The 12,384-nt window shown below is 65.5% G+C and carries 10 protein-coding genes and 1 tRNA gene; 6 read left to right on the top strand and 5 right to left on the bottom strand.

The window, feature by feature from the left end; translation table 11 throughout:
• The 3 genes from ACGTNG_RS14540 to ACGTNG_RS14530 form a co-directional block, all read right to left on the bottom strand.
• Window positions 1-1,179, bottom strand: coding sequence for an ABC transporter ATP-binding protein (locus tag ACGTNG_RS14540; RefSeq protein WP_394797242.1), 1,179 nt, complete (start codon window positions 1,177-1,179; stop codon window positions 1-3).
• Window positions 1,180-1,293: 114 nt separating this feature from the next.
• Window positions 1,294-1,959 (bottom strand): ABC transporter permease, encoded by a 666-nt coding sequence (locus ACGTNG_RS14535; protein ID WP_394797241.1) that lies wholly within the window; start codon window positions 1,957-1,959, stop codon window positions 1,294-1,296.
• Window positions 1,960-2,412: 453 nt separating this feature from the next.
• Window positions 2,413-2,679, bottom strand: a complete 267-nt coding sequence (locus ACGTNG_RS14530; RefSeq protein WP_394797240.1) for a hypothetical protein — start codon at window positions 2,677-2,679, stop codon at window positions 2,413-2,415.
• A gap of 442 nt (window positions 2,680-3,121) precedes the next feature.
• Between ACGTNG_RS14530 and ACGTNG_RS14525 the strand changes: the two genes are divergently transcribed.
• From ACGTNG_RS14525 to ACGTNG_RS14510, 4 genes are all read left to right on the top strand, one after another.
• A complete protein-coding gene (locus ACGTNG_RS14525; RefSeq protein WP_394797239.1) occupies window positions 3,122-4,588 on the top strand; it encodes an MFS transporter in 1,467 nt (488 codons plus the stop codon).
• A 577-nt stretch (window positions 4,589-5,165) separates the two neighbouring features.
• Entirely contained in the window at window positions 5,166-6,188 is a 1,023-nt protein-coding gene (locus ACGTNG_RS14520; protein ID WP_394797238.1) for a GGDEF domain-containing protein, read from the top strand.
• Window positions 6,189-6,266: 78 nt separating this feature from the next.
• Entirely contained in the window at window positions 6,267-8,891 is a 2,625-nt protein-coding gene (locus ACGTNG_RS14515) for a GAF domain-containing protein (RefSeq protein ID WP_394797237.1), read from the top strand.
• A complete protein-coding gene (locus tag ACGTNG_RS14510) occupies window positions 8,881-10,617 on the top strand; it encodes a putative bifunctional diguanylate cyclase/phosphodiesterase (RefSeq protein ID WP_394797236.1) in 1,737 nt (578 codons plus the stop codon). The genes ACGTNG_RS14515 and ACGTNG_RS14510 overlap by 11 nt, the downstream gene beginning before the upstream one ends.
• 19 nt (window positions 10,618-10,636) lie before the next feature.
• Here the strand turns inward: ACGTNG_RS14510 and ACGTNG_RS14505 are convergent, their stop codons facing one another.
• Entirely contained in the window at window positions 10,637-11,047 is a 411-nt protein-coding gene (locus ACGTNG_RS14505; protein ID WP_394797235.1) for a hypothetical protein, read from the bottom strand.
• A gap of 123 nt (window positions 11,048-11,170) precedes the next feature.
• Here ACGTNG_RS14505 and ACGTNG_RS14500 point away from each other — a divergent pair, with 123 nt between their 5' ends.
• Both ACGTNG_RS14500 and ACGTNG_RS14495 read left to right on the top strand, forming a co-directional pair.
• Entirely contained in the window at window positions 11,171-11,383 is a 213-nt protein-coding gene (locus ACGTNG_RS14500) for a type 2 periplasmic-binding domain-containing protein (RefSeq protein ID WP_394797234.1), read from the top strand.
• Between the two features lie 258 nt (window positions 11,384-11,641).
• Entirely contained in the window at window positions 11,642-11,917 is a 276-nt protein-coding gene (locus ACGTNG_RS14495; RefSeq protein WP_394797233.1) for a hypothetical protein, read from the top strand.
• 254 nt (window positions 11,918-12,171) lie between these two features.
• Here the strand turns inward: ACGTNG_RS14495 and ACGTNG_RS14490 are convergent.
• Window positions 12,172-12,248 (bottom strand) — tRNA-Pro (locus ACGTNG_RS14490).
• Between the last annotated feature and the right edge of the window lie 136 nt (window positions 12,249-12,384).

The raw sequence follows: 12,384 nt of genomic DNA, 5'->3' as shown, positions 1-12,384 counted from the left end.
TTACTCCTCGCTGGCCGATGATGACGGTGACGTCTCGCTGGCCGCGGCGTCGGGCCCGGAGTGGGCGCGATAGCGCGAGCCCAGGTGGTGGGTGATCGCCCGCTGGGTGATCTGGCCGACGATGCGCCCCTCGTCATCGACGCAGGGCACCCAGGTCATGTCGTTGGAGAACATCAGCGAGGCGACCTTGCGCAGGTCGTCGTCGAGGCTCACCACCACCGGCACGCTCTGGAAGTGATCGCGGCAGTGGCCCTTGGTGGTGCGGGCCACGGCGGCGTTGATGATGCCCACCGGCTGGCGCTTGGCGTTCACCATCACGATGCTGTTCTGGTAGCCGTAGTCGCCGATGCGCGCCAGTGCCGTCTCGAGGGTGTCGTCGGGGCGCACCAGGCCGATCTCGTCGCTGGCCAGATCGCGCACCTTGACCAGGTTGAGGCGCTTCAGGGCGCGGTCCTCGCCGAGGAAGGACTCGACGAACTCGTTCTTGGGCGCGGCGAGCAGCTCGTCGGGTTGCGAGTACTGCACCAGCTTGCCGGCGCGGAAGATGGCGATGCGATCGCCCATCTTGATCGCCTCGTCGATGTCGTGGCTGACGAACATGATGGTCTTCTTGAGATCCTGCTGCATCTTCAGGAACTCATCCTGGATCACCGCCCGGTTGATCGGGTCGATGGCGCCGAAGGGCTCGTCCATCAGCATCACGGGCGGGTCGGCGGCCAGCGCCCGGGCCACGCCGATGCGCTGCTGCTGCCCGCCGGAGAGCTCGCTCGGGTAGCGCTTGAGGAAGGCGTCGGGCTCCAGCGCGATCATGCGCATCATCTCCCGGGCGCGCTCCTTGTACTTCGCCTTGTTCCAGCCCAGGAGCTTGGGCACCACCGTGATGTTCTCTTCGATGGTCATGTTGGGGAACAGGCCGATCTGCTGGATCACGTAGCCGATGTTACGGCGCAGATCCTGGGTATCGAGGCTGGTGGTGTCCTCGCCGTTGATGAACACCTTGCCGGAGGTCGGGCGGATGATGCGGTTGATCATCTTCAGGGTGGTGGTCTTGCCGCAGCCCGAGGGGCCGAGCAGGATGCAGATCTCGCCGGTCGGCACCTCCATGCTGATGTGGTCGGCGGCGGTCACGGCGCCCTTGGGCGTGTCGAAGACCTTGGTCAGGTTATCGAGTCGAATCATGTAGCGGTCCTTGTCTGGGGCGGCGGCCTTGTCGGGGTGGCCGTCTTGTCAGGTCAGCAGCGTTAACGGATCGGGCAGTGGCGTCTGATCGACGGAGCGTGGCGCAGGAACGGCTCAGGCCGTGGCGGCGGCGCGCTCCATGCCCTTGGGCGTCAGGCGCTTCTGCAGGGCCAGCAGCGAGTAGTCGACGATGATCGCCAGCACGCTGACGGCCACGGCGCCGATGATCAGCTGGCGCGGATCGGACTGGGAGATGCCGCGGCTGATGAAGGTGCCCAGGCCCCCGGCGCCGATATAGGCGGCGATCGCCATCACGCCGATGTTGAGCACCACGGCGGTGCGCACGCCGGCCATGATCACCGGCACGGCCAGCGGGATCTCGACCATGAGCAGGCGCTGGTTGGGGCTCATGCCGATGCCGCGGGCGGCCTCGCGCAGGGCCGGGTCGACGTTGTTGATCGCCGTGTAGGTGTTGCGGATGATCGGCAGCTGCGAGTAGAGCAGCACCGCGATGACCGCGGGCAGGTAGCCGATGCCCTGACCGATCAGCGAGAGGATCGGGATCATGATCCCGAACAGCGCGATGGAGGGGATCGTCACGATGATCGAGGCGATGTAGAGCACGGTCCGGGCGGCGCGCTCGTTCTTGGTGATGGCGATGCCGATCGGCACCCCGGTCAGGGTGGCGATGCCGACGGCCACGCCCACCAGCGAGATGTGCTCGATCGTGCGGGATAACAGGAGCTCCAGGTTATCCAGGGCGTACTGAAACAGTTCCAATCGACGTCTCCTTTATTCTTTGCCTCTATGCCGGCCCGCAACATCGCTCGGGGCGGCCGGGGGGCGTACGGCGTCGGCACCGCGTGCGGGGCAGTGTCAGGGGTTGGGGCGCGAAAACCGAAGTAGCGTATCAGAGACACATAGCCAGTTGTTATTGATATAGATGACGATCCAAAATGCCAATTATTGAAGATGATGATGCCACCCCCGAATGGCGGGGACTGGCATGAGAATAGGGGCAAGGCGGCGATCCGGCTACCCGGAGGCGCCCGGCGGGAAGTGGCGGGAAGTGGCGGGAAGGGGCGGGAAGGGGCGATCGGCGGCGAGACAGATATGTGAGACAGACACGCTAGCGGGTCTGGAAGGCCACCCGGGTGCCGTGGGTAAGCACGCTCTGCGGGTCGCTGGGAACGGCCGGCAGGCCGATCATCTCGTCGGTGACCTCGGCCCAGGTCAGTACGCCGTGGGTGAGGCCGAGCGGCTACAGCGCCCGGCTCGCCCACTGGATGCCGGTGAAGCGCCTGGCCTGGCCTGGCCGTCGGCGTCGACCAGCTGGCTGACGCCATCTTCATGGTGCAGGCGCACCAGGTAGTAGCCCTGGTCGATCGAGCGCACCTCGACGGTGGGAACGTCGACACTGGACGCCCGGCCGACCCGCAACCAGTCGCCGAGGGCCTCGAGGGTCACGCGGTCGGGCAGGGGAGCAGTTTTTGCCGACATGCGGGAATCCTGTGCAGCGGGGGTGGCAAGAAAAAGCTATACCCGGCTAGCGCGATGTACAAGCTGGAGGTGCGGATGACGACCCGGGGGCGTCGTGTTCAACAGGTTGCCGATCGCAATACCGGTCCTTCAACCATTGGATGATGTATCAATATGTACTGTTGGCGTCAGCTCTAGGCTGTGTTTGATACCGTGGGTGGCGTGCTCAATGCCGGTATGGCGTCCTCTGCTCTACCTTGACCGGTGAGCCGAGCACGGTCTGCCTGCCCATGTCTGCTGCTCTCGACTGCTGCAGCGTACCTATGCATCCAGAAGGTGAGGGAGTGATGGTGATCAACGCCAATAACCATATCGAGCAGCCGCGGGCGGGATTCGCGCGCAGGGAACGAAGCCTGAACATGACACGAGCCAGCATCCTCATGACGAGAATGGAGGAAGTCGTATGAGGTCACCCTCCAGCACGGAATTCGCGCTGCTTGGCGCGGCGCTGATCGCGATCAGCTATGGCCTCGCGCGTTTCGCCTTCGGTCTGTTCGTCCCTCCCATCCGTGAGGAGCTGGGCCTCACGCCGTCGGTGATCGGTATCATCGGCGCGCTGCCGCTGATCAGTTTCCTGCTGGCGACGCTGATCGCGCCGCTCGTCACCCACCTCTTTGGTGCTCGTAATGCGGCGGTGCTCTCCGGTGCGTTCGGCGTTACCGGGCTGGCGCTGATCAGTCAGGCGCCCGGTGCACTCGTGCTCGGGGCAGGGGTATTCGCCTGCGGCATCTGCACCGGCTTGATGATGCCGGCGCTGACGGCCGCCATGCAGGCTCTGGTGAAACGCTCGCTGCACGGGCGTGTCAGCTCGGTCATGAACGCCGGGACCAGCATCGGCGTGATCGTGGCCGTGCCGACGGTGCTGTTCATGGCCGGCGCCTGGCGTCTCGCGTACATCTCCTTCGCCCTTCTGGCGGGTGCCGGGGTGGTTGCCGCCTGGCTCTTCCTGCCCTCGGTGTCGAGGATCACGCCGGCCAACGCCGCACCACCGCCGCCGCTCAACGAGTTGCCATGGTCGCGTCTCGTCAGGCTTTCGCTGTTCGCCTATGTGATGGGCTTCGTCTCCGCCGCCTACTGGATCTTCGCTCCCGACCTGGTGGTCACCCTCGGCGGTCTGCCGTCCGGCGCGACCGGTTGGCTGTGGCTGGCGGTGGGTATCGCCGGCCTGGGCGGTGCCGTGGTGGCCGACCTGGCCGATCGCAACAATCCGCCCATCACGCACTCGCTGATGCTGATGATGCTCTCCGCGAGCCTGGCCCTGCTCGCGGCCAGCCCCGCGCAGACGGTGCTGGCGGCCTTTTCCGCGCTGGTCTTCGGCCTGGCCTACATGAGTCTGACCGGGCTATACCTGATGACCGGCATCCGCCTGCTGCCGGGTCGGCTGGCGGTGGGGCCGGTGCTGCCCTTCATGGCGGTCTCGCTGGGCCAGGCGACCGGCTCGCCGGTCGTCGGCTCGCTGGTGAACAGCTTCGGCTACGCCACGGCGTTTTCCATGTTCTCCGCGCTGGGCATTCTCTTTGCCATCCTCTCGCCCTTTTACCCTGGCTACATCGCCCAGGCCGAAGAGGAAGAGGCCGAGGAAGAGTCCGGTCTCCAGGCGGCCTACGATTACCAGCTGCAGGATGAGGAGGGCGAGCCGCTCCACCCCGCGGCGGACCTGGCGGAAGAAGCCGAGGAGGCCGAAGCCGCGGCCGCCGCCGAGAAAGACGCCAAGCCCGAGGAAGAGGCCAATTCCGAGGATAAGGACAAGCCCGAGGAAAACACGAAAGCCGAGGAGCAGGAGGGTGCCAAGTTCGAGGAAGCCGCTGAAGCGGACAAGGAAGCTAAAGCCACCGCCTCCCTGAAGCCCACCACCAAGGGCGGTAGCTGAGAGTGTCGGGCACCGGCGAATTACCCTGAAACGCCTGGACCGGAGCTCGGCAACCGAGCCGTTGCCGACGTTGATTATTGAGTGTTTTGGAGGCGCTCGATCCTCCTCATGACGGGCCGTCAGACGTTGTCCTCTTGGATGCGTCTGGCGTCTCATATCCTCAGTGTATTCGTCCGTTCCGTTGCTGTTGGGAGCCCACCGTGCAGGACGGCGACATCTCGCCCGACACCTATCATTCTTCAGTGCCATTTACCCTATCTCCGCTACGCACGGTGGCCTAAAGCATTTTCGCGACTGGCCGATAACCTATCTCGTTGCTTGACAACACTCTGCCAGTACGCGGTCGCGACTCCGTCTGGCCCCTGATATTGTCCGTGTAGTCACGCCGCCGCTCTGCTCATCGTGTGTGCCCGCCATCCTGGCAGGTGGAAGGCCGAAAAACGCGATCTAGACGACTGTCGCCACTTAATCGCGGACCCTCGATATGTTCCTCGTGCGGCATGCATTGAACCGTCAGCGTGACCGCAACGCTCCAGGTGCAGGGGCAACTTATGCAAGATCATCACAAGGATCTGCCATGACGGGACATGCCAAGCGATTGGCAGCGGTGCTCAAGCGCCTCGAGGTCGCCCCGGAGGTGAGTACGCGGCTGGAGGCGGTAGTCCGCCCACTGCTGAAGCTGCTGGAAGAGGTCACCGGGCTGCACTCGACCTACTTCACGATGATCGATGAAATTGGTCAGGTGCAGACCGTGATCTATGCCCGCAACACCGGACGCCTGATCATCCCGGAAGGGCTGACGGTGCCCTGGCAGGACACGCTGTGTCGACGGGCCGTCCTGGAAGGCAGGCGCTATACCCAGGACGTCGCCTCCTGTTGGGGCGATTCCGCGGCGGCGCGAGAATTGGGGCTGAAGACTTATCTGAGCGAGCCCATCCGCCTGATCGACGATGCCCTCTATGGCACCTTGTGCGGTGCGAGCGATGAGGCGATCCCGGTAACGGCGGAGGCCCAGCAGTACTTGACGCTGTTTGGTCAGCTGATCTCGCGTTATATCGAGAGCGAGCGGCTGTTGAATCTGCTGGCCACCGAGAACCGTACCCTGGCGCAGCATGCCAACACGGATCCGTTGACCGGCATCGCCAACCGCCGAGCCTTGTTGCATGAGCTGGGTCAGCGCCTCGACCAGTCAGCCCAAGAGGATCGGCTGCTGCACGTGGCCTTTATCGATCTGGACGGCTTCAAGGCCATCAATGACCGCTTCGGGCACGACGCCGGCGACCGCTTCTTGATCGAGATGGCCAACCGCCTGAAGGCGGGCTGCCGTGCAGATGATCTGGTCGCCCGTTACGGAGGCGATGAGTTCGTGGTGGTGCGCCAGGCCGAAGCCGATTCCGCGGCGGCGCTCGATGCCTTCAAGCGCTATCTCGAGGGCCTGACGGCGGGCGAGTTTCACGCTTGCGACGATCTGATCGACTATCCGGGAGCCAGTGTGGGGGTGATCGCGACCTCCCCGCGGCAGCATGATACACATACTGTCTTGCAGCTCTGCGATGCGGCGATGTACGAGCGCAAGCAGGCACGGCGCATGGGACGCTGAGCCGACGGATCGGCCGGTGCTCAAGCCGGATATATTACTAGGCCGATAACTACCTAACGCCTGATCGTGAGCGCTTTCATGCAGAAGCCCCCCCTTCCTGACAATGACGCCGCCCGCCTGGCCGCCCTGGCGGCGCTGGGCGTCCTCGATTCCGCACCCGATGCGGGCTTCGACCAGCTGGTCGAGCTGGCGCGAGAGCTCTTCGAGGTACCCATCGCACTGGTCTCGCTGGTCGCCGAGGACCGGCAGTGGTTCAAGGCCTGTGCCGGACTGGAGGTCCGCGAAACGTCGCGGGAGGTCTCCTTCTGTGGCCATGCCATCGCCGCAGGCCAGCCACTGGTGGTGCCGGATGTCGGCGAGGATGAACGTTTCCGGGGCAATCCCCTGGTCATCGGTGAGCCCGGTATCCGCTTCTATGCGGGACAGCCGCTGTTTCCCGATGGGGAGCATGCCGTGGGAACCCTCTGCCTGATCGATATCCGGCCTCGGCAGTTTTCCGCGCGCGACCGCCAGCTGTTGAAACGCCTGGCCAGCCAGGCCGAAGCCTTGCTGAGAAAGCATCGACTGCAGGTGACACAGGAGGCCCAGCAGCGCGAGCTGGTAACGCTGAACATGCGCCTCTCCGAGGCCGGCGATCGGCTGGCCAAGGAGCGCCAGCTGCTGCGCGCCGTGCTGGACGGCAGTAGCGATCCCATTTATGCCCGCAGCCGCAGCGGGCGCTACCTGGCCGCGAATACCGCCTGCCTGTCGCTGCTGGAGGGCACCTCCGGCACGGCAGTCGACGAGGAGTCGCCGCAACTGCCCGATGAGCTTCAGGCGCGCGTTGATGCCGCCGAAGCGGAGGTGATCGCCAGCGGCGCGCCGCAGCGTGTGTCGCTGCCGCCCCTGCAGGGCCGGTATCACGACCTGCAGCTCGGGCCGCTGAGGGATGACGACGGCACCATTCGCGGCGTGGTTGGCGTGGCCCGGGACACCACCGAGGCGGTGCGCCAGGCGAGCCTGATTCGCGTGCTGCATCGCGGGATCACTGACTACCAGGCGCTGATGTCGGGTCACCGGCTGTGGGACTTCCTGATGGAGGCGCTGCGCGAGCTCACCGACAGCGACTACGCCCTGATCGGCGAGGTGATCGAGGACGCGGGCGTGCCGGCGCTGAAGATCCACGCCATCACCGACCTCTCCTGGAACGAGGAGTCGCGGTTGCTGATGGAGCGATTGCGCAGCGGCGATATGACCCTCTCCAACCCCGCTTCGCTGCTCGGCCGGGTGTTTGCCCATGGCGAGGTGGTGATGACCGATGATCTGGATGGCCACCCGAATCGCAGCGGTTTCCCGCCCGGTCACCCACCGCTGCACAACTACCTGGGGGTGCCGATCTTCGATGGCCGGCGCCTGATCGGGATGTTCGCCATCGCCAACGGACGTCGTCGCTATGATCAGGAACTTCTGGAGTGGCTGCAGCCCTTCACGGCGACCTGCGCCCTGCTGATCAACCTCTATCGGCAGATGGCGGAACGCGAGGGCTATATTGCGGCCCTCTCCGAGGCACGGGACAGCGCCGACCAGGCCAATCGCGCCAAGAGCGAGTTCCTCTCGTCGATGAGTCATGAGCTGCGCACGCCCTTGAACGCGATCCTAGGCTTTGCCCAGCTGCTGGGCAGCGGCAAGCGTCACCCGCTGGAGGCGCGCCAGCAGCGCCAGGTCGCCCAGATCGAGCGCAGCGGCCAGCACCTGCTGGAGCTGATCAACCAGATCCTCGACCTGGCCCGGGTCGAGGCTGGCCAGCTGAGCCTCTCCATGGAGGCGATCTCGCTGGCCGAGGTGGCCGACGATGCAGCGAACGCCCTGGAAGCGACGGCTCAGGCCCACGGCGTCGTGATCCATCAGCGGATCGGCGGCCCGCTGCCGCCGGTCTACGCCGACTACACACGGCTCAAGCAGGTGCTGCTCAACCTGCTCAGCAACGCCATCAAATACAATCGCGCGGGCGGCTGGGTGTGTCTGGAGGCCGCCCAGGAGGAGGAGTGCCTTCGCGTCACCGTGCGCGATAACGGTCAGGGCGTGCGTGACGAGGATCTGGAGCGGCTCTTCCAGCCCTTCCAGCGGCTGGGAGCGGAGCATCAGGGCATAGAGGGCACCGGCATCGGCCTTGCCATCACGCGCCAGCTGCTCGAGGCGATGGGCGCCGCGATCGAGGTCGAGAGCGTAGAAGGGCAGGGCAGCGCCTTTCACTGCCGTCTGGCGCTGACGGAAAACGGCCAACCCGCGGTCAGCCATGCCGAGGTGGAGGCGGGGGCCGGCACGTCGGACGAGGTGGCGGCGCGGATCGTCTATATCGAGGACAATCCCGCCAACCAGCGCCTGATGGAGGATGTCTTCGCACAGTGGCCGGCCTGCGAGTTGCGCATCTACCCCAGCGCCGAGCTCGCCCTGCCGCAGATCGAGGCAAGGCCGCCGGACCTGGTGCTGATGGATCTCAACCTCTCGGGGATGAGCGGCTATGCGGCCCTGGAGCGACTGCGGCAGCTACCACGATCGCTGCCGGTGATCGCGCTCTCCGCCAACGCCATGCCGGGCGACATCAAGCGCGGCCTGGCGGCGGGGTTCGACGACTACCTGACCAAGCCCCTCGAGCTCGTGTCGTTCTCTGCGACCCTCACCCGCCACCTCTCATTGCTGGAAGGAAATGTGGATGCCTTCTGATCCCGCCCTCTACCACAAGCGGCTGCTGGTCGTGGACGACCATGCCGTCAACATCGAGCTGCTCCAGGACCTGCTGGAGGATCATGGCTATCAGCACGTCGCCGGACTCACCGACTCGCGCGAGGTGCTCGCGTACTGCCGGGCGCAGGTGCCCGACCTGCTGCTGCTGGATATCCGCATGCCTCACCTGGACGGCTATGCGGTGCTCGAGGGCCTGCAGGAGGCCTTCGGCGTCGAGGCGCCGCCCACCATCGTGCTGACCGCCCAGGTCGACGACGAGACCCGCCGGCGGGCGCTTGCCATGGGCGTGCGCGATTTCCTGACCAAGCCGTTCGACCACGACGAGGTGCTGGCACGCATTCATAATGCGTTGCGCGACCAGAGCCGCTACCTGTGGCGCCGTGAGCAGGCCTATACGCTGGAACGGCTGGTGGCCGAGCGCACGGAGGAGCTGGAGCGGCTCTCCTGCACCGACCCGGTGACGAAGCTGCCGAACCGCCGCGGGCTCACCGCGTCGCTCGGCGAGTGGCAGCGAGACGGCATCGAGGCGGGCGTGCTGTTCATCGTGCTGGAGGGGATCGACGCCATCATGCGCTATCAGGGGCACCGGGTGACCGAGGCCTTCCTGCACGCGCTGGCCCGGCGCCTGGAGGCCGCCCTGCCGGAGCAGGGCGTGATCGGCGTCTGGGGCAGCCATGAGCTATTGCTGATTCAGCCCCGGACCTCGACCGCCGAGCTCGAGCTGTTGGCGGCACGCGTCTGCGGGCAGCTCAAGCGCCCCCTGGCCACCTGCGGCCTGCGGCTGCAGGTCGATGGCCGGATCGGCGTTGCCGGCGGACACGATCTGGAGCCGGAGCGGCTGGTGCACATGGCGGCACTGGCGGTGCCCCACGCGCAACAGGGAAGCGTCATTCAGGTGTATAGCCCGGCGCTGGAAGCCTCCGAACAGCGACGCCTGCAGTTGCGCCAGGCGTTGCCCCAGGCCGTCGAGCGCGGCGAGACCTCGCTTCACTACCAGCCCAAGGTGGCACTCGGCACGGGGCGGGTCTCTGGCGCCGAGGTGCTGGTGCGCTGGACGCCCCCTGCGCTGGGGACGGTCTCGCCGGCCGAGTTCATTCCGATGGCCGAGGCGAGTGGCGATATCCTGGCGTTGGGCGCCTGGGTGCTGGAGTCTGCTCTCGCCATGTTGAGTCACTGGCGGCGAGCGGGTCGCGTCGAGCGGGCGTTCAGCCTCGCCGTGAACGTCTCCGCCCACCAGCTCTGCCAGCCGGGCTTCGTCGCCGAGGTGGAAAAGGCCCTGGCGCGCCACGACGTGCCCCCGGCGGCGTTGGAGGTGGAGGTCACCGAGTCCGCCGTGATGACCGACCTGGAGGCGGCCTTGCAGCAGCTCCAGCAGCTGGCCGACCTGGGGGTCAGCATCGCGATCGACGATTTTGGTACCGGCCACTCGTCGCTCGCCTACCTGCGGCGGATGCCGGTCGACACCATCAAGATCGATCGCAGCTTCCTGACCCACCTGCTGGAAGACGCCGAGAGCCACCGGCTGGTCGAGTCGATCGTCGCCATGGCCCATGGGTTGGGCTGCCGGGTGGTTGCCGAGGGGATCGAGGCGCCGGAGCAGGCGGTCAGCCTGGCGGCCATGGGCTGTGAGATGGGGCAGGGCTTCTGGTTCGCGCGCCCCCAGCCCGCCGAGGCGTTCCTGACGGCACTCGACGACTCGCGCTGAGGTTAGGCGGCCGTCAGAGCTATCGCATGGTGTCGGAGAGGCTCTCCGCGCTGGCGCGTATCTCCCGAATGACGGCCTGGGTGGCGTGGACCCGCTTATGATTCACCCGTCTGTGCTCGACGACGCCGATGACATGGAGCTCGAACTCGGTGACCTGCACATCCACTCCAGAGGGCGGCTGCGGATCAGTGCGCTGGTGAGCTTCGCCATACGCCCCCTGGCCCTGCTGCTGAGTGACTTCCAGCGTGCCCATCCTGCCGTCGACATCGACCCGCAGCTGATCGATCGCAAGGGCGATATCGTCGGGGTAGGGCTTCGATGTTGCGTTGCGGATCGGCCACCTGAACATCTTCTCGCTGAGCGCCAGGCGAATCGCGGCGGTACGCCTGCTGATGTGCGCGTCGCCGGCCTGCCGGGAGCGTCGCGGCACCCCGCGGCGTCTGGAAGATCTCGAAGCCCATCGTGATCTGCGCTATAGCTACATGGAACTGGCGGCCTGCGAGACGATTTCCAGGTGGTGATCGAGCCGAGAGCCTCATCACGGCGCTGCGATATGGTGAGCAACAACGGTGACGTGCTGGTTGAAGCTGAGATCGTTGGCATCTCCCTGCTGCCCACTATCATTTCCGGCCCCGCGATCAAGGCAGGAGCACTGCGTGTCATCCTGGCTCGGCATGCGCCCGAGCCGATGCCGCTCTATAGCGGTGAATGCTCACCGTCAGCCCCTGGCGAGCAAGGGGCGCTGTTTCGTCGACTTCCTCGATGACGGGGGAAAACCGGCTTGAAGTCGGCCCATGACCCTGCCAGACCGCACGCTTGCCGGGATTCAGAAACACGGGCGCGAAACGCCGGTAGTGTGAATGAGCCATCGGTGTCTCACGTCGGGATCAGGAGGGTGGCACGCCGCGGGCGGATGGAGAAGCGACCCTGGGCGATGCGCATGTTGTCTCAGCCATCGCCTGGGCGACAGGAGTGACGATGCTGCCACGGCCACTCCAATGCTTGGGCCCAGGAAAACACGGAGATGCAGATGCACCGCAAATCTATTGGTGCCGTGCTGTCTTGCGCGGCACTGGCCGCAGGGGCTTGTCTTCTGACTCACCGCAAGACACGGGAGTGCGCCCCGGGCAGCATGCATCATTCGATGTTCGAGCGGATGATGAAGGCCATGCCCGAGGATGCGCCGCCGAGAGTGATATCGACGGTCATGCCGAGACTGCAGGCACAGAACGAAGAAATTCTTGCCCTGCTGAGGGAGCAGAACGAGTTGCTGCGAACCATGAAGCGAAACAGCAAATAGCGGCCAGGGCGTTGGCACTTTTTGCACATCGCCGCCGCTTTCACGTGCAGTCTGGCCCCGACCTCGGCGCGCCTATGCTCGGCTACGCGGCGATGCCGGGATCCAGGTCCGGCCTGTGGCCATCGACAGCGCCGGCCGTCTCGCTCAGGTAGCATCGACGACGTTTTGATGGCCGCCATAGGGAACCCATGGAAGCCACAACGAAAAACCGCCACCCGGCATGACCCGTAAGTGGCGGTTTCTCTTGATGTTCGTGGTCGGAGCGACAGGATTCGAACCTGCGACCTTTGCAACCCCATTGCAACGCGCTACCAAGCTGCGCCACGCTCCGACGGTGTTTTCGGGTCTGTTGGCCTTGCTGCCTGGCCCCCGAGAACGAGGCGTATACTAGCGCGGCTCGCGGAAAATGAAAAGTCCTTTTTGCGCTTTCTTTTCAATCGCTTGGCCAGCAGGTGCGTGAGGTCCCC

The organism is Halomonas sp. B23F22_3 (genome assembly GCF_043496965.1).
Classification (GTDB): Bacteria; Pseudomonadota; Gammaproteobacteria; order Pseudomonadales; family Halomonadaceae; genus Halomonas.
Note: the sequence above shows the minus strand (reverse complement) of the source record. Positions and strands in the feature narration are given on the sequence as shown.